Origin of the sequence: Photobacterium sp. TLY01, assembly GCF_021432065.1 — a bacterium.
Lineage (GTDB): Bacteria > Pseudomonadota > Gammaproteobacteria > Enterobacterales > Vibrionaceae > Photobacterium > Photobacterium halotolerans_A.
This window is the reverse complement of the sequence record NZ_CP090364.1, coordinates 922494-946628: the sequence shown is the minus strand read 5'-3', so window position 1 is coordinate 946628 and position 24135 is coordinate 922494. Positions and strand designations below refer to the sequence as shown.

At 51.0% G+C, this 24135-nt stretch carries 23 protein-coding genes and 1 other RNA gene; 6 read left to right on the top strand and 18 right to left on the bottom strand.

What is annotated here, in order from left to right:
• Positions 1-3 precede the first annotated feature (3 nt).
• The 9 genes from LN341_RS04735 to LN341_RS04700 all read right to left on the bottom strand — a co-directional run bounded on the left by LN341_RS04735 (position 4) and on the right by LN341_RS04700 (position 9113).
• Positions 4-1038: an ATP-binding protein gene (locus LN341_RS04735; protein WP_234204162.1), complete on the bottom strand. Its 1035-nt coding sequence runs from the start codon at positions 1036-1038 to the stop codon at positions 4-6.
• A 168-nt stretch (positions 1039-1206) separates the two neighbouring features.
• Positions 1207-1800 (bottom strand): NTP transferase domain-containing protein, encoded by a 594-nt coding sequence (locus LN341_RS04730; protein ID WP_234204161.1) that lies wholly within the window; start codon positions 1798-1800, stop codon positions 1207-1209.
• 3 nt (positions 1801-1803) lie between these two features.
• Positions 1804-2850, bottom strand: a complete 1047-nt coding sequence (locus LN341_RS04725) for an XdhC family protein (RefSeq protein WP_234204160.1) — start codon at positions 2848-2850, stop codon at positions 1804-1806.
• Positions 2851-2987: 137 nt separating this feature from the next.
• Positions 2988-4211 (bottom strand): cytochrome c, encoded by a 1224-nt coding sequence (locus LN341_RS04720; protein WP_234204159.1) that lies wholly within the window; start codon positions 4209-4211, stop codon positions 2988-2990.
• Positions 4211-4741: a (2Fe-2S)-binding protein gene (locus LN341_RS04715; protein WP_234204158.1), complete on the bottom strand. Its 531-nt coding sequence runs from the start codon at positions 4739-4741 to the stop codon at positions 4211-4213. The genes LN341_RS04720 and LN341_RS04715 overlap by 1 nt, the downstream gene beginning before the upstream one ends.
• The gene (locus LN341_RS04710; protein ID WP_234204157.1) at positions 4738-7491 is read right to left on the bottom strand and encodes a xanthine dehydrogenase family protein molybdopterin-binding subunit; all 2754 of its coding nucleotides are present in this window, start codon (positions 7489-7491) and stop codon (positions 4738-4740) included. The genes LN341_RS04715 and LN341_RS04710 overlap by 4 nt, the downstream gene beginning before the upstream one ends.
• A gap of 290 nt (positions 7492-7781) precedes the next feature.
• Positions 7782-7904 carry a hypothetical protein gene (locus LN341_RS21760; RefSeq protein ID WP_255783065.1) on the bottom strand — a complete coding sequence of 41 codons (123 nt, stop codon included), beginning with the start codon at positions 7902-7904 and terminating at the stop codon, positions 7782-7784.
• Positions 7905-8134: 230 nt separating this feature from the next.
• Positions 8135-8231, bottom strand: an RNA gene (ffs, locus tag LN341_RS04705) — signal recognition particle sRNA small type.
• 150 nt (positions 8232-8381) lie between these two features.
• Positions 8382-9113, bottom strand: a complete 732-nt coding sequence (locus tag LN341_RS04700) for a hypothetical protein (protein WP_234204156.1) — start codon at positions 9111-9113, stop codon at positions 8382-8384.
• A gap of 39 nt (positions 9114-9152) precedes the next feature.
• Between LN341_RS04700 and LN341_RS04695 the strand changes: the two genes are divergently transcribed.
• Positions 9153-9467: an MGMT family protein gene (locus LN341_RS04695; RefSeq protein ID WP_234204155.1), complete on the top strand. Its 315-nt coding sequence runs from the start codon at positions 9153-9155 to the stop codon at positions 9465-9467.
• Between the two features lie 209 nt (positions 9468-9676).
• Here the strand turns inward: LN341_RS04695 and LN341_RS04690 are convergent, their stop codons facing one another.
• Positions 9677-10099, bottom strand: coding sequence for a YbaY family lipoprotein (locus tag LN341_RS04690; protein WP_046219470.1), 423 nt, complete (start codon positions 10097-10099; stop codon positions 9677-9679).
• A gap of 129 nt (positions 10100-10228) precedes the next feature.
• Here LN341_RS04690 and tesB point away from each other — a divergent pair, with 129 nt between their 5' ends.
• On the top strand, positions 10229-11095 hold the full coding sequence (gene tesB, locus LN341_RS04685) for an acyl-CoA thioesterase II (RefSeq protein WP_234204154.1): 867 nt from the start codon (positions 10229-10231) through the stop codon (positions 11093-11095).
• Positions 11096-11227: 132 nt separating this feature from the next.
• Here the strand turns inward: tesB and LN341_RS04680 are convergent, their stop codons facing one another.
• The 3 genes from LN341_RS04680 to LN341_RS04670 all read right to left on the bottom strand — a co-directional run bounded on the left by LN341_RS04680 (position 11228) and on the right by LN341_RS04670 (position 15490).
• Positions 11228-13012: a SmdB family multidrug efflux ABC transporter permease/ATP-binding protein gene (locus LN341_RS04680; RefSeq protein WP_234204153.1), complete on the bottom strand. Its 1785-nt coding sequence runs from the start codon at positions 13010-13012 to the stop codon at positions 11228-11230.
• Positions 13009-14754 (bottom strand): ABC transporter transmembrane domain-containing protein, encoded by a 1746-nt coding sequence (locus tag LN341_RS04675; RefSeq protein ID WP_234204152.1) that lies wholly within the window; start codon positions 14752-14754, stop codon positions 13009-13011. Before LN341_RS04675 ends, LN341_RS04680 begins: the two co-directional genes overlap by 4 nt.
• Before the next feature lie 259 nt (positions 14755-15013).
• Positions 15014-15490, bottom strand: coding sequence for an Lrp/AsnC family transcriptional regulator (locus LN341_RS04670; protein WP_234204151.1), 477 nt, complete (start codon positions 15488-15490; stop codon positions 15014-15016).
• Positions 15491-15624: 134 nt separating this feature from the next.
• Here LN341_RS04670 and LN341_RS04665 point away from each other — a divergent pair, with 134 nt between their 5' ends.
• Together LN341_RS04665 and queC are read left to right on the top strand one after the other, a co-directional pair.
• Positions 15625-16692, top strand: a complete 1068-nt coding sequence (locus LN341_RS04665) for a PLP-dependent cysteine synthase family protein (RefSeq protein ID WP_234204150.1) — start codon at positions 15625-15627, stop codon at positions 16690-16692.
• A gap of 105 nt (positions 16693-16797) precedes the next feature.
• Complete coding sequence (gene queC, locus LN341_RS04660; RefSeq protein WP_046219627.1) at positions 16798-17496, top strand: 7-cyano-7-deazaguanine synthase QueC; 699 nt, start codon at positions 16798-16800, stop codon at positions 17494-17496.
• A 151-nt stretch (positions 17497-17647) separates the two neighbouring features.
• On the opposite strand, the gene LN341_RS04655 is transcribed toward queC, so the two are convergent.
• Positions 17648-18424 (bottom strand): isocitrate lyase/phosphoenolpyruvate mutase family protein, encoded by a 777-nt coding sequence (locus tag LN341_RS04655; RefSeq protein ID WP_046219475.1) that lies wholly within the window; start codon positions 18422-18424, stop codon positions 17648-17650.
• Positions 18425-18583: 159 nt separating this feature from the next.
• On the opposite strand from LN341_RS04655, the gene LN341_RS04650 reads away from it, so the two are divergent.
• Positions 18584-19540 carry a LysR substrate-binding domain-containing protein gene (locus tag LN341_RS04650; protein ID WP_234204149.1) on the top strand — a complete coding sequence of 319 codons (957 nt, stop codon included), beginning with the start codon at positions 18584-18586 and terminating at the stop codon, positions 19538-19540.
• Positions 19541-19814: 274 nt separating this feature from the next.
• Here LN341_RS04650 and LN341_RS04645 read toward each other — a convergent pair whose 3' ends face one another.
• The 4 genes from LN341_RS04645 to LN341_RS04630 form a co-directional block, all read right to left on the bottom strand.
• On the bottom strand, positions 19815-20960 hold the full coding sequence (locus LN341_RS04645) for a cysteine desulfurase family protein (RefSeq protein WP_234204148.1): 1146 nt from the start codon (positions 20958-20960) through the stop codon (positions 19815-19817).
• A gap of 21 nt (positions 20961-20981) precedes the next feature.
• Positions 20982-21752 carry a sulfite exporter TauE/SafE family protein gene (locus LN341_RS04640; RefSeq protein WP_234204147.1) on the bottom strand — a complete coding sequence of 257 codons (771 nt, stop codon included), beginning with the start codon at positions 21750-21752 and terminating at the stop codon, positions 20982-20984.
• Positions 21749-22798 (bottom strand): selenide, water dikinase SelD, encoded by a 1050-nt coding sequence (selD, locus tag LN341_RS04635; RefSeq protein WP_234204146.1) that lies wholly within the window; start codon positions 22796-22798, stop codon positions 21749-21751. Before selD ends, LN341_RS04640 begins: the two co-directional genes overlap by 4 nt.
• A 361-nt stretch (positions 22799-23159) precedes the next feature.
• The gene (locus tag LN341_RS04630; RefSeq protein WP_234204145.1) at positions 23160-23522 is read right to left on the bottom strand and encodes a GFA family protein; all 363 of its coding nucleotides are present in this window, start codon (positions 23520-23522) and stop codon (positions 23160-23162) included.
• Positions 23523-23763: 241 nt separating this feature from the next.
• Here LN341_RS04630 and LN341_RS04625 point away from each other — a divergent pair, with 241 nt between their 5' ends.
• Positions 23764-24096 (top strand): PBPRA1643 family SWIM/SEC-C metal-binding motif protein, encoded by a 333-nt coding sequence (locus LN341_RS04625; RefSeq protein WP_234204144.1) that lies wholly within the window; start codon positions 23764-23766, stop codon positions 24094-24096.
• Positions 24097-24135 lie beyond the last annotated feature (39 nt).

The following is a 24135-nucleotide window of genomic DNA, read 5'->3' as shown; positions in this document are numbered from 1 at the left end:
ACCTTAAGGGCTGCTTGTGGGCTGATCGTTCGGTAAGCGGATTCGGATCAGGCAGCCTTCTGACACAGGCACAGACTCAATATGACCCTGATGCGCGGTAATAATGCCTTTTGCGACCGCTAAACCTATGCCTGTGCCTGAATCTGCCGTTTTCTTGCCTGAGTTTGAATAAAAGAGATCGAAAATCTGCTCCGCATCTTTAGCCGCAATGCCGTCGCCGCTGTCCTGAATATCAATCCGGATAACATCGGGTTCCTGAAAGAGTGTGACAATGACAGGTTGATGCGCAGGTGAAAAACGTAACGCATTATCCAATACATTAAACAAGGCTTGTTCAATGAGCACACCGCTTACCAAAACGCGCGATACCTGACCTTGTACCTGCACCCTGCCCCTGCTTTGGGCATCGGGTAATCGTGCAACCACCTGATGAACAATATCAGCCAGAGACTCGTCATTACGGGTGATTTTCAGCGCACCATGCTGCAGCTTAGTTGCTTGCAGAAGGTTCTCGATATACTGATGTAAGCGATGGCTTTCTGCGGTAGCGCTGTTGAGCAACTCCCTTTTTTCACCCTCGCTGAGTTTGGGCAGGTATTCGTTGAGCGTGGTGAGTGTGCCAATAATCGTCGCCAGCGGCGTGCGAAGATCATGGGACACCGAGAGCAAAATACTGTTGCGCAATTTGGTTTTCTTTAGCTCATCCTGCTGGCGGCGATAATGCTCTGCAAGCTGGCTGGTTGTCAGTGCCACAATAATAAAAACAACCAGATTAATCATATCTTCCGCATGGAACATCTGCAGTGAATAACGCGGTGTGGTAAATAAGAAATTGAAACTCATTGCTTCTATCACCGCAAAGCCATAGGCAAAACGCGAAGTGCATTGCAAGGCCACGACCACAACGGCAAGTTGTAAAATCAGCAGAACGGCTATCGTAGAACCCAGCGCCCGATCAATCAGCCACGAAGCCATGAGCGCACTCGCCAACGCAATGAAAGAAAACAGAAAATGGCTGCTTCGCCAATCAGTAAACATAGTACGGAGTCAGTAAACAATCAGTGCGGACACTCTAGCAAATGGCCCCTGAGAGTTCGCGTAAAAAAAGCGTAAAAACTCACAGCAAGAGCCGAGGCTTCACCGCCTCTCTTCGTCGTTGAATGTGGCGATTTACAATCCGCGTCTTAACAGCGGTGTGACAGAGGCTTAACGTTGCAAGCGATGCCGCCAGTCAGCGAGTGCTTCCTGCGTATCAATGTCATACGCGGCGTGGGGCAGTAGAATTTCATGTACCGGGAAGGAATGACTGCGCAACAGATGACGGGCACCGTGTTCTCCGGCACATTGTGTTAGCTGTGAAAAACAGCTGGCAGGAAAGAGTGCAGGCACCCCGCGCCTGTTGTTATATCTTGCACAAACGATGTGTTCAGGGGTGGCGGATATCGCAAATTGTTTAAAGTCTTGACTGCTCAGTGCCACCTGATCGGCAAGAGTGATCATCATTGCGTCGAAATCAGCGGCTAGTATTTGGGTTCCATGAGCAATTGAACTGCCTAATCCTTGCGTCCACTGAGGACAGTAATACAAAGGTACCTGAGCCAGAAGCCCCAGCCTCTGTGCTTTTGCAATCTCGTTATGCCACCGGCCGGTGACCACAAACACCGGCCCTATCTGGCTGGCCGTGGCCATCTCAACGGCATGAGACAATATGCTGTGGCTGGCATCCAGCTCGCTCAGCAGTTTACAGCCACCAAAGCGCTTTCCCTCTCCGGCAGCCATGATCATTACAGCGATCTGCATCTCTTAAATTCCATGCCGTCTCATCTCGCCAGTTGTTGATATCCCGCTTAGCGATCGGGCACTGGTATGCGTGATGACAGCCTGGCACTCAGCAAGAATCGACAGCGCGATCGTTTCAGGCAGTTCAGCCCCCACATCCAGCCCGGCGGGTCCTGATAGCGGTACCGGCAACTTGCCTGTATCGATGCCAGACAGTTCAATCACGCGTTCACGGCGGTTCACCGGCCCCAAAAGTGCAAGATACTTGAGCTCAGCCCCGGCCAGTGCCGCCAGTGCCGCCAGTGCCTCGGCATCTAACGTTGCATTGTGGCTCATCAAGACTGCCGCCGACACATGATGTGTCAGACAATAATCACTGAGTTCACGGGCCTCTCCGCTCAGTCGCTGCGCCAGATGCGGGAAATATTCCCGGCGGCCATTCGCTGGCCTTGGATCCCATAAGCTGACGCGCCATCCGAGTTGATGCGCCAGCTGAGCAACCGGTCTGGCATCAATACCGCCGCCGACTATCAGCAAATGCAGCGGGGCTTTAATCGGGGTGCACAGCCACAGACCATCGTCCTGTACAAGTAGCTGAGCGCGTAAACTAGGGTGATCACTGTGCATCGGCTCTGCCATGAAACGGGCAACAATGTCTTTATTGGAGATTTTTTGAAAATAATAACCTTTGCGATAGTCGTGCAGTGCATCGACAACCTGCAGCAGCCCGAGGTATTGATTGCGCTCTGTCAACGGCTGCAAAAGAATGTACACAGTTCCGCCGCAACCGATGCCGAGCTGAAACGCCACATCGTCTTCATCGCTGCCATCATAGGTCAGTGTGACAGCTCGCTGACTGACGATTGCTTTCCGGGCGTGCAGATGGATATCTGATTCGAGGCAGCCCCCACTCAGCATGCCCAGCTGATGTCCTGCATCACTGAACAACATCATGGCCCCTGATTTACGGTAAGCCGGCCCTTCCGTTTTATATACGGTACCCAGAACCCAGTTTGCTTCGTCTTTCAGATCACGCCATTGGGTCAGCAAAGACAACAAATGATTAGACATGCTTGCTCCCAAAAGTATTTAAACTCGGTACATTGAAATCAAACGTCGTCCCTTTCTGAAATCAACTCAAATAAGTGCCGAATCAACCGAAAGGATAAGAGCGTCGGGGCATAACTCAGCATTTCAACAAACTCATATCAGTGGGTTGCTTGTTTCTGATTCTCCTCGACTTCTTTGCGCAGAGAGCTCATTTGTGCCACGGAGTAACGAACAGGCGAGTCGGTAAAGGCTGCCTTGAGATAGTTCACCAGCTCTGTCAGCTCGGCATCACTGAGCTTATCCCCATAGGCAGGCATATCATCAAACGACACTAAAGTGGAGTAATGCTGGGGTTTGATGCCGTACAACGTCGCCACTAACAAATTGATACTATTGTCATGAGCCAGAGAGCCATTGCCCGCCAGGCCCGGGGCAAAATTGGGCTTACCTTTTCCTTCGATGCCGTGACAACCTGCGCAGTACCCCATGTAAAGCTGGTAACCTTCACCCTGGTTAGCCTCTGTATTTGAAACCAGATCTTTACCTGCCACCTCTGCATCACTATCGAGTAAATAGACCGCCGCGGCTTGTAAGTCCTGATCATCAAACTTACTCAAGCTGTGATAAATGGCAGTATACATCTCACCCACAACGGTACCCTTGCGGGAAGAACCGGAACGGAGCAGATCTTTCACATCTTGAGTACTCCAGCCTTGTTGAACCAACGTTTTTGACGTGATATCCGGTGCCCATACATTGCCTATCATGGCCCCCTGATAATGTTTGTCTTCTTCCATAGCAAAAGTCATATCCCGGGGAGTATGGCATTCACCGCAGTGCCCAAAGCTGTTAAGGATATAGTTCCCTCGGTTCCAGACTTCACTTTTGCTGTTATCCATCACATACTTTTGCGGGCTGTGATTGAAAAAATTCCATACTTTCAATCCCATACGGATATTCGCCGGAAACATCACATCATTATCCGGATTTGGCTGCGGTGAGGGCTTGATGTCCATGAAGTACGCGTACAGCGCTTGCATGTCTTCATGGGTGATCTTATCGAAAGAGGTATAAGGCATGGCCGGATATAAATTACCTTTCGGAGCAACACCCAAACGCACAGCCTTATCGAACTGTTCAAAATTGTAGTCGCCAATACCATGCTGTTTGTCTGAGGTGATATTGGTTGAATAAATGGTGCCAAACGGGGTTTTAAATGCTAATCCGCCCGCGTACGGTTCTCCCCCCTCCGCGGTATGGCAGGCATAGCAGTCAGCCATCTCTGATAAGTATTTGCCTTTTTTGATAAGTTCGGTGTCCGTATCGGCCACGGCCACCCGGCTGATGGCGAATAACAGAGCAAGAGTGACCAATTTCTGCATTATACCGTCGCTCCTTCAGTCGCTAAGATCAGCGCTTTCACCGCTTTGTAATACTTCACATAGCCAGTACAGCGGCAAATATGATCTTTGAGCTCAGCCTCAATGACTTGTTGAACCTGATCTTTGGGAATCGGATTGCGTTTCAGTTTCTCAATTAAAGCCACGGTTTTATTGGTAAAGCCCGATGTACACCAGCCACACTGGAAGGAAAAATTCGTCACAAAAGCTTCTTGTACCGGATGCAGTGCAATAATTTCTCCGGCTTGATTGGTTGTCGCGTGGCCTTCAATTGTACGCAGCTTCTTGCCATTAAAGACCACAGCGTTCGTAATGCAGGTTCGCACTGTGTCACTGGTCCCATCGTCATTATCCACGATAATGGTACAAGCCTGACAGACCCCCTGGCCGCAGCCGAATTTGGTGCCGGTTAAGTTTAAGAACTCATGCAGAAAGTCGGTCATTTTCACTTCAGGATCAACCTCCAGCGGACCGTACAACTGATTGTTGATAGTTAAACTGATCATACTCATGACTTCATTGCCTCGATAATATCTTGTGGCCTGACCGGGGTATGGTAAAAGCGGATATGGGTGGCCTGATAAATCGCTTCTATCAATGCAGGCACCACAGGGATCATGACCACTTCCGCAATACCTTTGGCAGGATCTGACTCAGATAACGGCGGCAGCATGGTGTGTGTGAGGTGCCACACACCATTATGTTTAGCCAGCGGCACCTGATAACGGTTCAGGTTCCACGTACCATTGCCTGCACCGTTTTCATCATTTGGCAGGTATTCATACAGCGCATGACCCACCCCCATCGTCAGGCCGCCTTCGACTTGACCTTCAACGAGCTGCTCAACCAGTACTTTACCCGGCTCTAACCAAGTGTGGGTCGATAAGATTTCCACGTTACCCGAGGCTTTTTCTACCGAGATTTCAGCTAAGGTGGCGCAAGGGGCGTAATAGGTCACCATGGCATTGTTCAGCTGAGTACTGGGGTAATCGACACTCTTGCGTTCAATCACCTGATACCCAAAGCGGTTCGTTGCCACATTCCGGGCGCCAATGCCGCGTTTGACGGCTATCGCGTCTAAGGGGTAGCGCTTAGTTTCTCCATTGATTTCGAACTCAGCCGTTGCCCAGGCCCAGCGGTTAAACGCATGAGTCATGACAGCGGTGATCATGCCATCGAGGTGTGCTTTTTTTGCCAGAGTCACTAAATCAATGGGCGGGTAACCTTTGATCGTCAGGCCGTCCTTATTCCAATGTGCCTCTGTAATATCGATAAAATCCGGGGTGGCTAATTCGCCGTTAAAATAACGCTTCTTCCAAATCTCGACCGCTGCAGGGAACAAGGAGTGTTCAAACAAGATACGCGCTGCATTCTCTGTGGTCTGGGCCTGATAGAAGCTCGACATACTGGCCGCTGTTGACATAGAAACGACGGGCGTCCAGCGCGGATTTTTCGACATTTGATCCTGACGTTCCTGTGAAGTGATATACGGATTATCGGTGGCGAACAGTTCCATGGCATCAAATTCTTCCGTGACCGCCATTTGCACTTCATCAGCAACGGTCCCTAAATACTTAGACACCAGCGAGCCTTGCGATGTATCAATACCTGTCCCCATTTCCACAGAACAGGTCTTCACGATGATCTTACCTTCTGGGGTCAGCTCAACGCTGGATGAAGGTGCAGCTGCGCCCGTCCCATAATCTTTAGAGACGATACCAAAGCCAACACCGTAAAGTTTACCCGGATTTTTGGCCTCAAACGCTTTCTTCGCCGACTGCCGGTTCACCCAGGTCGGATGCTTCTCAGCCAGTTCCAGCATCTCAACATAACGCATATCACCATTCGGGCGTGCGCCTTGTGTATTTCTCTCTCCCGGCCTGAGGGCGTTGATTTTACGCAGTTCTATCGGATCGATGTCTAACTCGGCTGCTGCTTCATTCAACATCATTTCCATTGCTGACATCGACTGTAATGTGCCATAGCCGCGCATCGACCCCGCGTGAGGCGTTTGTGACGGGTAACATACCGCGGCGATATCATTACGTGGAATGTAGTAGATCCCCTGAAGCGCGCTGGCACCAACCATAGTCACTGAAGGCGAGAAATTAATCCGGCCACCACCGTCCACTTCCATATCAGAAACCAATCCAGCAATTTTCTTGGTCTTTTTATCAAAGGCCAGTTGGTTCACCATCTTAAATGGGTGGCGTTTCAGACCGTATTGAAACTGCTCGAATCTGTCGTTTGCCAAACGTACCGGGGCTTTCGCAAAGAGCGAGGCCAGGATGCCGTAATAAGGAAAATGGGTGTGGTCCTTTGAGCCAAAACCGCCACCAATATAGGGCGTATGCACCACCACGTTTTGAATATCACTGGCCAGTGAACTTTTGGCGATGGCTTTTCCTGCTTCATAGTAAAAATGTTGTGCTGACTGGCTTGAGATTACGATGTGCATGGTCTTAGACGTTTTGTCATACCAGCCATTGTAGGATTCGGGCTCGAATGCCATCGGCTCAATCGACTGAGTATGATAGGTACGATTCAGAACAAACCACTCATCCTGATCAGCCATATCATTGTGTAACTGCTGCGCATAGAACATGCCGCGCTTACCGTTATCATCCGGGCTGTTTTCCGCATCCGGCCATACGGGTCTGTGCTTTACATAATCAGGAAAAAACAAGCCGTCTTGTAATGCGCTGTAACGATCATTTTGCCCCGACAGACCTTGCTCACGGATGATACGCCAGGAAGCGTAAGGATCTCGGGATGCGGCCACCAAAGGTGTTTTTTCACCATACTGCACCACATCTTTATTGAACTGAATGCGGTTTTTTGCCTTATTGAAGGCGTCAAACGAATCAAATAAAAGCACCGCAATTTCATGACCGAGATAATCTGGTGTACGCCCCTTTTCAAGCAACATATTGCCGCCAAACTCTTCAATCCAATCAATATGATGCGCTTTAAGATCTTCAGCAGTAATGACCTTATAAGGCTGCATGTCGCTTGGCAGGAAAGAAATATCAAACCCCTGATAAACACGGTTTGCGATGGAGGCGCGGATGATCAAGGCGTGATGCTGCTCATCAGGCCAGCCTGGCATATCAACAGCACGGTAATCCCGACCGTAGATTTTTTGCCCCGTGACCTTTTCAATGGCATCGAACCGAAAATGTGGTTTGTTATCTTTTTTCCAGTTCGCCCGAAATTTTTCTATCTGGTTGTTTTCCGAGGCATGGACACTGCTTAGCAACATTGGAGCACTATAAATGGTAACGCCACCAATCACGCATTGTTTAATGAACCTACGCCTAGAACTATTGTGTGGTATGGACATGCCCACTCCCCCCTCAGAAGCCCAGATTTATAGCTTAAACCTATTTTTGGACCTCTACCCAATTAATAATTGAGACGCCTTCAATTCGGTTAAATAATAAAAAATGAAACTTAATGCTTATAAAAAACACCTTTGAGGGGAGCAAAGATGTAGTGGCATAGCTAATTTAGCCACCTGATTAGAACTGCTATGTTTGGTGCTTGCTCAAGTTACAGCAATAAAGAAGCTGCCGAAGCAATGGAGGTTGGGTTACCCGCGACATCAAGCGTAAACTCCGGCAACGGCCATAGCGCTACCGGATTACACAAGGCATGAGTAGGCATTGGCTGCATCTGGAATAATAGTCCTGTGGAACGGCTCTTCTGGACCTGAAAAATTCAAAAGGGGCCAATAACAGGTTACCGCACCGTTACCAAAGACAAACCATGCATCGATGATTAGCTTGAACAGATATACAGACACACAAATAAACAGACTGCGGACATCGCAACACAGAGAAATTCAAAGAATCAAGAAGTCACTTTTGAAGCAGGAAATTGACAAACACCAGATGGGTGGAGACCCCCACCAGCCACATCCCGGCACACACGTCGCTCGCTGCGGCTGCTCCCTTCCAGGCCTGACCGGGTTCACGAGTTAGTGTTGCGGGAGGACCAATGGGGGCCTCCATAGATTCGATCTCTCACGGTTAACCGTTCAGGTCATTGCGAGAACGGGAGGGATTATCCACTAACCCCAAAGACAATGCAAGGCATTGCCAGGGCGCGTGTTACTGACTGCTGGAATATTGCCCATCTGCCGGTTTTCCTTTAACTGCTTTCGAATTCGTTCAGTAAGTATTCGGCCAGTGAGGCACTGCCCAGTACCAGCAGCCAGGCAACTAAAACAGGATTAGGCACATCAAATTCAGGGATCACCACTAAGGTAGCAAACGCGATCGCCGGCAAGACCCAATTGAGTCTGGATACCCAAACCAGCTGATTCTGCTGATAGAGGGTCTGAAGTGCGACGATGACCCCGATGATACACAGGACAACCAATGCGGCCGATGCCAGCCCACCAAGCCATAAAGGCACCGCCAGCAGTAATGGCCAGCCATAATTCGCTCGAACCGGTTGCCAGTAACGGGCGGCAAGCCAGATGAAACACACCGCCAGCACCTGCAGCAAGGTGTAACCAGCCTGCCCCGCCAGCTTTGCTTCGCCCTGCAAGGCCAGCAAGCCGGCATCCATGGCGATCACCACAGCAAAGAGTAACGCCGCAACCTGCCAGTTTCCCCGGGGTGAGAAAGAGATCGTCAGGACAGGCAGCATCATCAGCAGACTCACTGAAAGCGCGAGTGGCTGAAAAGGCAATACGGCACCAAACATACCGATGCCCATGAGCAGCAACACAGCAGGCAGACCACCTTGCGGCAACAGCCACAGCGCGGGGATAGCTACCGCAAGCACAGTTAAATGATGCTGTGCGAGCCCGAGGGCGCTGACCCCGACAATGGTCAGTAACATGCTCATGACAGCCAGGATTGTGGTATATAACATTTGCACCTCCCTGCACAAATTGTTACCCAGGATCCCAATATGGACGACTTTAAGCATCAAATCTACAGCCAGATCGCGCAGATTCCTTTTGGCAAAGTGTCAACTTACGGTGATATTGCCCGCTTTGCAGGCTTTCCCGGTTATGCCCGTCATGTGGGAAAACTGTTAGGCCAGTTGCCGGAAGGTTCTACGCTACCCTGGTTCCGGGTGATCAACAGTCAGGGGAAAATCTCACAGCAGGGTGATGACTTCCTGCGCCAGCGACAATGTCTGATTGCTGATGGCATTGAGGTTTCTGTTACGGGCAGGATTTCTTTGAAGCGTTACCGCTGGGACGGGTTTCCGGAGGTATAGCGGTAAGAAAATCCCCCGAAACTTGGTGCCCTGAAGACCCCCTCCTGACCTCCCCCGCCACGAGAGGGAGGAACAAGAGCAAAGTACCCGACATTAAATACCGATCTCTTCCCTCTCCATTTCAAGGGGAGGAACAAGAGCAACAGCCCGGAATGGCCAAATGCAAAAAGCCCGGCGATGGCCGGGCTTTGAGGATTCTGATTCAGAGATTACTGGCTGACGCGTACCAGCATCAGATCCAGCTGAGTAGTTTTGGCCGGATCGGTAATCACATGATTGGCGGTGTCTGTGATGAACAGCAGTTGACCGTTCACTTCGATTCGAGCGCTCACAGCATAGGTATGAGATGGCTTAATCTCTTCTTCCATATACTGAAGGCTGAACGAAAAAGGCACCTGCTTGCCTGCAGCCAGATACGACTGGCGGCTGATCACTTTCGCGGGCGCATCCATCAGAGAAACATCTGACAAGGTCACCGTAATCAGCGCATCATCAGGAAGCGCCATACGCTCACGATAAGTCAGATTACCTTCAACTTTTCCGACACCTGCATCTTTATTGATCATATTTGTACATGCTGAGATAACCATAGCCGTGACCAATAAGGTTAGTAACGCAAACATCTTTTTCATCGTTGTACCCTGCCCTTGATATTCCTCCCACAAACTGATGGTTCTAACACTTCGGAACCTTTCACCTTGAGTTTATGGATAACTAACTGTAAAAATTTGGCTAATAATAGCATTATAACTGGAGCTCCGATGAGCAAAGAACTGAACGAACTTCTCAATCTGTTGCACTTAGAACAACTGGAACAAGGTCTGTTCCGCGGTCAGAGTGAACATCTTGGTTTACCCCAGGTCTATGGTGGTCAGGTCATCGGACAATCCCTTTCAGCAGCAAAAGAAACTGTGCCGGAGAACCGGTTTGTCCATTCCTTCCACAGCTACTTCCTGCTGCCGGGCGATCCGCAAAAACCGATTATCTACGATGTCGAAAACCTGCGTGACGGCAAAAGCTTCAGCACCCGTCGGGTCAAAGCGATTCAGAACGGTCGCCCTATCTTTTACCTGACCGCGTCTTATCAGGCGCTGGAAGACGGCTTTAATCACCAGTTTCCGATGCCTGAAGATGTGCCACCACCCGAATCGCTGAAATCAGAACAAGACCATGTCAAAGCCATCGCAGACCAGCTGCCCCGCAAATTTGTCGAGACCTTTGGCTGCGAGCGACCGATTGAAGTGCGTCCGGTCACAGTGATCAATCCGCTCCATCCTCAATCAGAGGCGGCCAAACAATACCTATGGATAAGAGCCAATGGTGAAATGTTGAACGATCCTCGCATTCACCAGTATCTGCTGGCTTATGCCTCTGACTGGGGATTTCTGGTCACTGCCCTGCAACCCCATGGCGTCACCTTACTGACCCCGAAAATGCAGGTGGCCACCATCGATCACTCCATGTGGTTCCACCGCCCGTTTCGTATGGACGACTGGCTGCTGTATGTCATTGACAGTCCATCAGCCAGCGGTTCACGCGGTCTGGTCCGGGGGGAGATTTATAACCGTGACGGCGAATTGGTTGCTTCCGCCGTGCAGGAAGGTTTGATGCGCAAGCGTGAAGACTGATTCATCAGACAGACATTCATCTCACAGCACATAAGTACTCACTCACGGCAAAGCTCCCGGATTGGCGATATGCCACCATTGTCCCGGGAGCCATTTATAGTGAATGACTTGTACATTTTTGTCAGGGTGATGTCAATTTTCTGCTGTCTCGGTGGATGCTTCTTCCAAATGGTGGAGGTGATCACTCGCCTGCTGCAACTGGTACATTTGCCAGTACTGTTTTCGCTCAGAAAGCAAACTAAAATGCGTGCCTCTTTCAATCACTTCGCCGTGGTGCAATACCACAATCTCATCAGCATCCATGATGGTTGAAAGCCGGTGCGCAATCACCACAATGCTCATGTTCTGACGCAGCACCGAAAGCGTATGCTGAATTTTTTGCTCTGTCCCTGAGTCTATATTGGCGGTCGCTTCATCCAAGATCAGCACTTTCGGCTGCTCGACCAGCACGCGTGCCAGCGCCAGTAACTGCTTCTGTCCGGCCGACAGGTTCACTTCTCCGCCCCCCAGCACAGTGTCTAAACCGAACTCATACTGCTTTATCTGTCCGGCCAGGCCGACCGTCTCTAAGGCATGCCAGATCTGATCATCGGTCATCTCCCGACCCAGGCTGACATTTTCTCTCACGGTGTCACTCAGTACGTGCGGATCCTGCTGGACCATGGCAATGCCCTGACGCAGCACAGATCGGCTCAGGCTTTCCAATGGGCGGCCGTCTAACTCGACGCCACCTTCTGAGCTGGGATAAAACCCCATCATGAGCGAGGCCAGGGTACTTTTGCCGCTGCCGGTATGACCCACCAGCGCCAGAAACCCTTGATGCGGCAGTTCAATATCGATGTTGTTCAGCACCTTTTGCTTGCCGTCATAACTAAAACTCAGACGTCGGCACGCCAGATGCCCGCTGGTCAGTGGCCTTTCATCTTCACCGTACGCTTGCTGGCGTGAATCGATCAGCGCAAAAATGCGCTCGCTGGCTACCAGTGCCTGCTGCAACAAAGATAACTGCTGTGTCATTTCGATCAGCGGCTCGGTGACCCGCCCCAGATAGCTCAGAAATGCATACAACACCCCGACCCCGATCAGCTCGGTGCCACCCACACCAAACAGCGCCACCAGCGTCAGCAAGGCTATCCCTGACAGCAAATCAATCAGGGGCCGCAGTAGTACGCTGTTCAGTTTGGTCACGCCGATTTGCGCCTTGAGGTGCTGATCGGTCAGCCCGGCAAAGTAGGCGCTGAACGCTTTTTCCTGTCGCATGAGCTGGATCAGACTCATCCCCTGAATGGACTCGCTCATCGAAGAGTTGATGTCCGCCAGCAAATCGCGCATGCGTCGATAAGCACTGGCACTTTTGTGCTGGTACACCACCATCACGCCCACCACAACCGGCAACAACGCCAGTACCACCAGCGTCAGACGCCAGCTCATGATAAACATCACAGTGAGCATCACCACAATCAGCGTGACGTTCTTTAAAAAAGTCGCAATGACGAAAACATAAAAATCTTTAATGGATTCAGTGTCATTGGTCAGTCTGGAAATCAGCTTGCCACTGGGCATGTAATCAAACGCCGACAAAGGCTGATTCATCACCCGGGCAAACAATTGCTTACGGACTTTCTGCACCACGCCGATGGCAATCTGATTAAAACGCAGTGACTGGGCATACTTAAACACACCCGCCAGAATCATCAGCGCGATATACGCCGCCACCAGTGTCGCCACATCAGCCACCGGAAACTGATCAACAGCAATGTAATGGTCGATGAAACGCTGCAGCAACCAGGGACCGGACACATCCGCCAGAGAGGCCACAAACAAGAGCGCAATCGCAATGAACAGGTTGCGCTTATCGTCCAGCGCGTATCTGAGCAGCCGTTGGAGTACCGCCCGGTTAACTGCCTGTCTTTTCATTGCCCCTCCTCAATGGCTTGTTCCAGTTTCTGGTAGCGGTACATCTCGGCGTACCAGTCATCGTTGCTCAGCAGAGCGGCGTGTTTTCCGCGCTCGCTCACCTGGCCTTGTTGCAGCACGACGATTTCATCAGCCTGCTCCAGCGCGGTCAGGCGATGGGCAATGACAATCACGGTCTGCCGCTGAGGCTGATTGCGCAGATTATGCAAGATCCTGTGTTCTGTTTTGCCATCGACAGCCGACAGCGCATCATCCAGCACCAGAATTTCAGCGTTGAGCAGCAGCGCCCGGGCTATCGCGATACGCTGTTTCTGACCACCGGACAGCGTGATGCCTTTCTCTCCAACCAGAGTGTTATACCCTTCGGGAAACAGCATGATGTCTTCATCAATACAGGCTAATCCGGCAGCGTGACGTATGGCATCCAGACTGGCATCCGGCTTGCCGAGCGCAATGTTTTCGGCGATCGAGCGGGAAAATAGAAACGGGCTCTGACTGACCACAGCAAAACGGCCGCGCCATTGCTCCAGTACCGCGTCGCGGATGCACACGCCGCCATAGGTAATTTTCCCTTGGCTCAGTTCCTGCTGGCGTAGCAACAGCGCCAGCAAGGTAGACTTGCCGCAACCGACCGGTCCGGCCAGCCCCAGCATCTGACCCGCCGGTAGTTGGATCGCCAGCGCCTGCAGCGCGGGCTGGCGTTGCTGCGGCCAGGAAAACGCCTCGATCCGAATATCCAGCGCCTGACGGGTGTCCGGCAGTGCCTGGGTGCCACTGACAATCGTCGGGGCCTGCTCCAGGATCTCCTGCAGGCGTTTCCATGCCGCCGAGCCGCGCTCAAGAATATTGAACAACCAGGCAATGGCCAGCATTGGCCAGATCATCAAGCCCTGATAGAGGGTAAACGCGGTCAGATCGCCCAGAGTCAGCTCGCCCTGGTGAATCAGATAAGCCCCGCCGCCGACACTGAGGAAAAAAGACATTCCGATAGTTAACTGGATCACAGGGTCAAACTTGGCATCTACTTTGACCACACCGAAGTTCTTTTCCCCGGCATGGTCAACGACTTTCTCAAATGCGGCCTGCTGCCGTTGCTCCAGACCAAAGGCGCGGATCATCCTGACGCCGTTCAGCGACTCCTGGGTGGTGTCTGTCAGGGCAGAAAAAGCTGCCTGCGATTCGCTGAACCTGTCATGCAACTGGCTGCCAAAACGTGAGACCAGCAAGGCCATCACGGGCATCGGCAGGAGCGCCAAAATGGTCAGCTGCCAGCTGAGCTGGGTCGTCATGATCAGCAAAACCGCCAGGCCGGTGATCAGCGAGTCCGCCGCGGTCAGTACGCCTTCGCCGGCGGTCATCACCAACGCATTGACATCATTGGTTGAGCGGGCCATCAGATCGCCGGTTTTGTGGCGCTCAAAAAAATTCGGCGCCTGCCGGGTAAAATGGCGATAGAGCTTGTCTCTGAGCACAGTGCCCAGTTTCGCAGCACTGCCAAACAACCACAGACGCCAGACGATCCGCAGCACATAAACCAGCCCCCACATCGCGGCCAGTCCGCCCAGCCACATCAGCATGGTGTTGATGGTCATTTGCCCTTCGACCACACCGTCGACGATCCAACCCACGGCCCGGGGCGGGATCAGTTCAAAAAAGGCAATGATGACAAAAATCGCAATTGCGCCGCCATAGCGCCGCCATTCTTGCCGAAAGTACCATCTGAGTTGCCAAAAAACCTGCATGTTTCCTCCAGCAAAACACGCTCTGCTCACGAGAAGTAAGCGGAAGAACAGAAAAATATTATAAATTCGGGTGGATCGAGAGGATAAAATCGCCCGTCACACTGAAGTGACAATTGAGCAACATATTGGCAAAAAGACAGGCTAATTATCAACCCAAATGTAAGGAATGGCAGCAAAACAGCAGGTGATGCTGCCTATTTTTACGGTGTTAACGGAATATTTGTTTTCATACAGTGCTTTTTCAATACAAATCAGAGATTTATAAAGGTAACGCTGTGGTGTATTTCAGGGGCTCCATCGCAAAGGTAGAAGTCACATTGGTTAATCCGCTGATACTGTTGACCAGTTTTTTATAAAAACTGTCAAACGCAGCCATATCTGCCATCTGCACTTTCATCATGTAGTCATATTCACCAGCCATGCGGTAGAACTCCATCACTTCCGGAAATTCACTCACGGTCGCAACAAAACGGTGATACCACTCTTGTGAATGATCGCTGGTTTTTATCTGGACAAAGGCAATGAATGACAGGCCTAATTTGACCGGATCCAGCAAGGCCACCCGCCGTTTCAGGATTCCCGCTTCTTCCAGCCGTTTTAGCCGTTTCCAGCATGGTGTGGTGGTCAGATTAACCGCGTCGGCTAAATCGTTGAGTGACAGACTGGCATCCATTTGCAGCAAATCCAGCAATAATCGATCCGTGGTATCTATCTCCGCTATCTTTTTTTCGGCCATATTTTTCCCTGAAAAATCCATTATGAAGAAAAAATTTCTATAATTAATCAAAGCAACAATAATAATAGCAAAGAAATTTCCGCTCGTTCGCGTAAACTTTCACTCAGTTAATCAGCCATTTTCAAGGATGTTTCATGCGTCACGATCCACTCTGGGTGAACCAGGCCATCAGAAAAATCGAAGCCGACTTTCAGCGCTCTGCCGATACCCATCTCATCAAACTGGATATTCCGGCCATCGAAGGGATCGACCTGTATCTGAAAGATGAAAGCACCCACCCCACCGGCAGCCTGAAGCACCGTCTGGCCCGGTCTCTTTTCCTTTATAGCCTGTGCAATGGCTGGATTGGCGAGCACACCACGATCATCGAGTCCTCATCAGGCAGCACTGCAGTTTCTGAGGCCTATTTCGCCCGGCTGCTGGGCCTGCCGTTTATTGCCGTTGTACCGCGCCGGACTGCCCGTAAAAAAATTGAACAAATTGAATTCTATGGCGGCCAGGCACATTTTGTAGACGACCCTTGCCAGATCTATGACGAATCTCGTCGTTTGGCTGAAAAACTGAACGGTCATTACATGGATCAGTTCACCTATGCGGAACGTGCCACTGACTGGCGGGGCAATAACAATATTGCCAAGAGCATTTTTGAGCAGATGCAGTTAGAGGCACACCCTGTCCCGACATGGATTGTCATGAGTGCCGGTACAGGCGGCACCTCCGCCACTATCGGCCGCTATATTCGCTATCAGATGCACGGCACCCAACTGTGTGTAGTGGATCCTGAGCATTCGGTCTTCCACGATTACTACCTCACCCGGGATCCGGCCCTGAAAGGGGAGCGTGGCAGCCGCATTGAAGGGATTGGCCGTCCGCGTGTCGAACCCAGCTTTATTCCGGATGTGGTCGATGAGATGCGCACCATTCCCGATGCGGCAAGTATCGCTACCGTTCACTGGCTGGAAAAACTGCTGGGCCGCAAAGCCGGCGCCTCTACCGGCACCAACCTGTACGGTGTGCTGCAACTCGCCAGCGACATGAAAGCCCGCGGTGAACAAGGTTCAATCGTGACCTTGCTGTGCGACAGTGGCGAACGCTATCTGGATACCTATTTCGACGCCGACTGGGTCGCCACTAACATCGGTAATATTCAGCCCTATCTCGATCAGTTGGCTGCCTTCGAACAGACAGGACAACTCAGCTGAGTCTTCACGCCTGATAAGCATGTGTGAAGGGACGGCTCACTTGGCATATCCTGACTCTCAGGGTAGGATGTGCCTTCTTTTTTGAACCAGATTCGGAGCAACACCATGCGCAAAGCCGTTGTCGTTTTCAGTGGCGGACAGGACTCGACCACCTGTCTCATTCAGGCTATGGCCAATTATGATGAAGTGCATTGCATCACCTTTGACTATGGTCAGCGCCATAAACTGGAAATCGAAGTGGCAGAGGCCATTGCGAAAGACTTAGGCGTTGCCGCCCACAAGGTAATGGACGTCGGCCTGCTCAACGAACTGGCTATCAGTTCACTGACCCGTGACAATATTCCGGTGTCTCATGAGCTGCAAGATAACGGCTTACCCAATTCGTTTGTGCCGGGTCGTAACATCCTGTTCCTGACGCTGGCAGGCATTTACGCTTACCAGATAGGCGCCGAAGCCGTCATTACCGGTGTGTGCGAAACCGACTTCTCCGGCTATCCGGATTGCCGCGATGCATTTGTGCAGTCACTGAATCAGTCCCTGGTACTGGGTATGGATCGTCCGCTGCGCATTGAAACGCCGCTGATGTGGCTCAACAAAGCCGAAACCTGGGCACTGGCCGATCAGCACGGGAAGCTGGATTACATCCGCAACCAGACCCTGACCTGCTACAACGGTGTGATTGGTGACGGCTGTGGCAACTGCCCGTCTTGCGATCTGCGCCGTGAAGGTCTGGAGTCTTATCTGAATGATAAAGACGCAGTGATGAAAGCACTGACCGACAAGCAGGCTGCAAACCAGGCTTAAATGCCGATCTGACATCTAACAAAAACGCCGGCCGCATCATGCGGTCGGCAGCCATAAACCTGAATGTGTTTCACACCAACTCAACGTCCTCATCCGAGATCGCGCTCTCCGCTCCCATTCTGAACTGGATCAACAGCAGCAGCAAAACCGCTCATCCGGCCGTGCCCGTACCGAACAGTGATTCGCACGATCCCGATTGTTTTATCTCACCCCATAGATTGAGCAGATATCTGTGCATCGCATCATGAGCAAAGTTACCGGTACTGATCCGTTTCACCCCCAAGCCCGCTAATTCATCAAAGGCAGGCAACTCAGGCATTGCCATCACATTCACCGGGAGCCGACTTGCTGCAACAACGGCCTTGATATCGTCAGCCTCAGTTATACAGGGCACAAATAAGCCATCAGCACCTGCCCTCTGATAGATTTGAGCGCGCTTTACCGTTTCGGCGCAAGCATGGTCTAAACCCAGTAAAAATGCGTCGCAGCGAACATTGAGAAAGACCTCTGTCTGATGTTGTTGCAGGATCGCTTTCACGCCCGACACTATCGCCGCAAATTCCTCCGCCGGAACAAGAGTTCGTTCTGCGTCTACCCGGCTGTCTTCAAGATTAATCCCGACCACACCCAACGCCGCTAATTGCTGAATATGATGGGCGATCACGTCCGGATTCCGGCTGAACCCGGCTTCAATATCCACACTGAGGGGAAGCTTACTGACTGCGGCAATGCGCCGAACCATAAAAACGAGCTCAGCAAACGGGATGTGTTCACCATCCTCATAGCCCAGTAAACTCGCGATGGCTGCGCTGGAAGTCCCTAACGCCTGATAACCGGCCTGCTGAGCACAACGGGCACTGGCAGCATCCCAAACATTGCCGATGATGAAAGGCGTCGTTTGCTGATGTAACTGCTTAAATTCTTGCATGATGTCTGTCTCCTGACTGGAAAACCACGAATGGGCCGGGCTGTTCCCTGCATGCCCATTTTGTGTGCCGACGCAGTTCAACACCAACGATACAAATCGACTTTAAATATAAGAAAAACTTATAATACTGAGCCCCTACACAGACAAGACGCCCCTATTTTGCTGAAAAATATCAATCTACTGGTCACCTTTGAATGCGCAGCCAGACACAACAGCTATAGTCTGGCGGCGCATGAGCTCTGTATTTCCCAGGCTGCCGTCAGCCAGCAAATGCGGCAACTGGAACAGCATTTAGGATGCCGATTATTTATCCGGAAAGGCAAAAGCATGCTGCTGAACCAGCAAGGACAAAGCCTGTTCGAGTGCGCGCAACAAGCTTTGGCGATCATTTCGCAGGGAGTGAACCAAATTCATCAGGAAGAAATTGCAGGGGAGCTCACCATCAGCTCAACACAGGCTTTTACCACACTCTGGTTGATGCCAAGGATGCAACGCTTTTCCGAATTGCATCCTGATATCCAGATTCGCGTGGTTTCGTCCGCGGGATTTGATGATCTCAGGCAAGCACATATTGATCTGGCGATTCGTTTCGGCACTGAAGTGGAAAAACACGCACCGGACAACCTGTCCTGTGAGTACTTCGGTCAATCTGCCGTCTATCCGGTTTGTTCTGCGCAACTTGCCCGTGATCTGGCTTTCAGTTTCCCCGAAGATCTGCTGTCCACCTGGCTGGTTACCCTGGAACACCCCGGCGCCTACGATTGGCAAAGCTGGTTTGAACACACAGGTGTGCCAGCCAGCAAACAGCACGCCAAGTGGACCCGGGTCAACAGTACCGATATGGCACTGACGGCGGTGTTAAACGGCCATGGCGTTACACTGGCCGTCCCCTATTTATATCAGAGCCAGCTTGACGCCGGGCAGCTGGTGATCCCTTTTCAGTTACCTCACCCGAATCCGGTCAGGCGCTATATGGTCTATGACCCGAACTCAGCCAGACTGGCGCGATTAAAGGTATTCATGGCGTGGCTGAAAACTGAAATGTCCGCACTTGAACCTACCGGACCGACTGAAACCGCCCCCCATTGTTCTATCGAGCCCTACCCTAATTTCTGAGCTTACTGAGCAGATTCGCTTTCACCGCCGGCCACTCACCGGCAATGCTTCCGGGATTCAGCGCCTGCAAGCGGCGCATGGCGGAGCATCATCAATCGATATGAGACAAGTTTTATTAATTCTGACGGCGAGCTTCTTCTCGTAGTGGCTCTAAACCCGCCGCCGGGCGACCATCAGCACGGGTTTAACGATGATCGCTGTCGTACTGAAACAGTGAAAACAAAAAGCGCCAGCATCTTCAGCTGGCGCTTTGCTCAAACATCATCCATGAACATCAGGCGACCAGCGCTTTGGGCTCAACACGCCGGAGTGTTTCTGCCAGACTGGCGTAGATTGCTTCCGTCCCGGAGTACCCCAAACTGAAACGCAGGGTATTTTTTGCCACATCATCGCTATACCCCAGCCCGGTTGCCACTTTCGACAAGGCTGATTTCCGGTCTGAGCAAGCCGAGCCGGACGACACCATGATGCGGGCATCTTCCAGAACCGCCTGCAAAGCTTCCCGGCTGACGCCACCAATGGCGCAGAAAGTCAGCCCCGGAACACGCGGTGCCGCTTCTCCGATAATGACCGTTCCGGGAAAGTGGTGCTTCAGCGCCTGTTCAAAGCGTCGCTGCACCGCGGTGACTTCCGCCTGGTTCGCCATCCGTTGATGCGCGAGCGGCAAAGCAATGGCCATAGAAGCAATGCCCAGATAATTCTGGGTGCCCGCCCGCAGGCTGGATTCCTGTCCGCCGCCCAGCAAAAGCGGGCTGAAATGCCAGGAATTTTTCACCAGCAGAAATCCAGTGCCGGGTAAAGCACCAAACTTATGACCGGAAGCGACAGCGTAATCCACCTCGCTTCGCTCAAAATCAAACGACTGCTTGCCAATCAGTTGCGTGGTATCACACAGATATTCCGCATCATATGCATGGCACAATTCAGCAATCTGCTGATAGTCCTGAATCACCCCCGTTTCATTATGCGCGGCCATCACCGCCACCAGAACCGCTTTCCCCTGACAGGCTTTCAGTGCGGCCTGTAACCCGGCCAAATCCAGCAGCCCGTTTTGTTCATGCGCAAGGACAATAGAATCAGCACCTTTCGCACGACAGTAACGAATGTTTTCCAGCGTCGCAGAATGTTCATAGGGCGAATGCAGGATCACTGCATCCTGATAACTGTGGTGCTCAAAGAAACTGAAAAACACATTTCTGATCCCTTCGGTTGCACCACCATTGAAGATCAGCTGGTGGCTGTCACAGGACAATACCCCGCACAATGTCCCCCTCGCCATCTCAATCTCCTGAAACAATCTGTTTCCGATGAAATGATTTGAGTTCGGGTTGCCAAAACGTTGTTCTGAAAACTGCTGTTTCAGGTAATCAAAAACCTCGGGCTTGATCCAGTCAGACCCGCTTACATCCGCATTAATCATTTTTCCACCAATCGGTTTGGATCAGCCGATAGCCATCGACATGATTTTGATAGAACTCAGCAGCACGAAAATATTCACGCAACGCGCAAGCATCTTTTCGTTCAACCGAAAATACAGGTAGCTACCGAGCTTTGCGCCGACGAATATGCCCGCCACCAGATAACCACAGAGCGTCCAGTCCAGAGTGTCTGAAGCCGCACGTCCGAAAAACAATGAAAAAGAAGAGATAATCCCGATCACAGGCGCTGTCGCAATAGCCAGTTTGGGCAGGCAGCCGAAGAAAGCAATCATCACCGGCAGATAAATAAAGCCGCCACCCTGGCCGACAATCCCGCAAGTAAACCCCAGCAACAGACCCATGATCGGCAATACCATAGAATCTAACCGGATTTCGCCCAGCCACTTTCGCCAGAATTCCGGGCCTAAGGTCGTGATCACCACGGAACTGATCGCCAGCACAGAGAACGTGATTAAAATCACCTGGTCGGATAAATGAAACGTGAATAAAGAAACCGCCAGACTGGCGACGCCCATAGGGACGCCGAAACGGTAAATCAGATTTTTATCCCGTTGCTGATATTTTGAGTGATGAAACAGGGCACTGACGGAACCAAAGAAGCTCTGGGCGACCGTCAATCCGGTAATGGTCACCATCGGCAGTGCGATTCCGTTTAGCCAGGGCATGCAAATAATCAGTAAAGGTGCCAGCAAAATGCCGCCACCGATACCCAGTAAACCCGACAAACTGCCTGTGATGGTCCCTAACAGGCCAACGATAATTTCCTGACTCATTTGATGATGATCTGCCCTTGCCCTGCGCTGATTGTCCCGATCACATAATGGTCAGACTGTTCCGCTTCAAACAGCGGCAGAATATGATCCCGATAGGTTTCCTCGTCGACGGTAAACAATAATCCGCCGTTCGTCTGCGGATCGTGCAGAATCAGACGAAGCGCATCGCTGATGTCGGCTTCATATTTCACAAACCGGGCATAACGGCTGATATTGTTGTAAGTACCGCTCGGATTCTTCGTCACCGCCAGGCTCAGAGCTTCCACACCTTCAATGACAGGCACCGCATCCCCATCAATGCTGACGTTAAACCCAGTGTTGTCCACCAGCTCACTCAAATGTCCGGCGAGACCAAAACCGGTAATATCTGTCATCGCACTGACACCAGGATACTGAGCCAAAGTGTAACCAATCCGATTCACACGACTCATGATTTCGAGCGTTGACTCGGGTAACTCTGCTTCGCTCAATCTCCCCACTTTCAGGGCGTTTGAAATAATGCCAATCCCCAGCGGTTTGGTGATAATCACCAGATCATGATTTCGGGGGGTATTATTTTGCCGGATATGCGCATCCTCAACTTCACCAATCACCGCAAAGCCATACAAGGGCTGCGCATTTTTAATGGTATGGCCACCGACCACAGTTGCCCCGCATTCCGCCATCACTTCCTGGGCGCCCTCAATCATTTTTTCAATGTACGGCATGGGGATATCATCAGGTGGAAAAGCCAGGATGGAATTGACAATTAAAGGACGGCCGCCGGTCGCATAAATATCACTCAGTGCATTGGCTGCAGCTATTTTCCCGAACAGATAGGGAGAACTGACAGTTGAACTAAAAAAGTCAGTCGAAAATAATAGCTTTTTACCACCGAAATTATAAATGGCGCAGTCATCAGAGGTTTCAAAGCCCAATAAAATATCGTTATTTTTAACGGTGTTTTTCTGTTGTGTTGTTTTCAGAATATTCGTCAGCATCTGAGGCGGGATTTTACATCCGCAGCCACCAGACTCTGAAAATTCCAATAAATTGCAAACTGACATATCAGACACTCCATGTTTTTATTGTTTCACGTTACAAATTATTTTCAGAATCATGACAGATTTGAGTCAGGAAATTTACACCGGTCAGATGACAGTTTTATTTCAAAAATACGTCACAGAAATGACAGTAAATAACAATAAAAACAATAAGTTAAAACAATTCCATCAATAGCATTCGGTTGAGCCGCACTCCGGCTCACTTTTCAGTACCATCCTTTGAGACAATCGGAAAAGAAAAAAGGAAAGTCACAGTAAAGTCACTTTCCTTTTTATTGCGGTCTGTCACATCAGCCAGTCTGCTGAATCAGGCTCAATGCGCTGGCGCTCGTTCAATTGACCTGATCAGTGCGCTATGGCTCACTCACTCGTCAATAAACTGCCAGGTATCCGCCCCATCAAACAACCGGATACGAATCGGTCTGATCTCCCGGGCTGAAAACATACTGTAATTTACTGCGAGCCGATCACTGCCGGAAGCTGGCGCCGAGGAATAATGAGTCACGCAGCCACAGCGTTTGCAGCGATGAAAATGAATGCACTTATCACCATGTTCATAATATTCGGTACCGGATTCCCCCACCTGAACCGCCACCTCAGACTCAGTCAGATATCCCCACAATGCCCCATAACGGTGACAGAGCGAACAATTACAGCGCGTGGCGGTTTCGGTGAGTCGCGCAATGGTTAACCGGACATTGCCGCAATGACACTGGCCTTGATACATAACTGACTCTCCTTATTCTTGATTCAATACCGATGATGGCCTTCCCCCGGCCTGAGTGCCAGCAGAAACGACCGAAGATTGAAGCAGGAGGTCACGTTTTCAATCAACGTTTTCAATCCACCTTTGCAGCCTTCCCTGAAGAGCGTTTTCTTGACAGGTTTGTTTGATCACTGCTTTATCAATGACCATTTATGCGTATAATCGCCGCTCCGTTACGTCATACCAAGAGTGATGAGTTTCAATGTCAAAATTTTTTTTCAAAGGCCGCAGAGATGTCATGCAAAATCATGCGCAGTCGGGCTATAACGTCAACCGTGACGTCAAAACAGGCACTGAAGAAGCGCCCGTTTCTGTTGTAGTGAACACGGAAGCACGTAAAGCGGAGATTGAGGCGCTCGTTGCTGAACACGCGATCGTGGCCAATATTGTTGTCGATGCCGCTCAGGCAGAGAACACGGTTGCGCTGGATACATTGCTGAACAAGCCCGCCACCATCACCTTTGAAAAGACACCCAACCGCAACGATCCTTGCTCTTGCGGCAGCGGTAAAAAATACAAAAAGTGCTGTGGCTAACTATACCTGAGTATCGTTACCTGAGTACCTTTGCCTGAG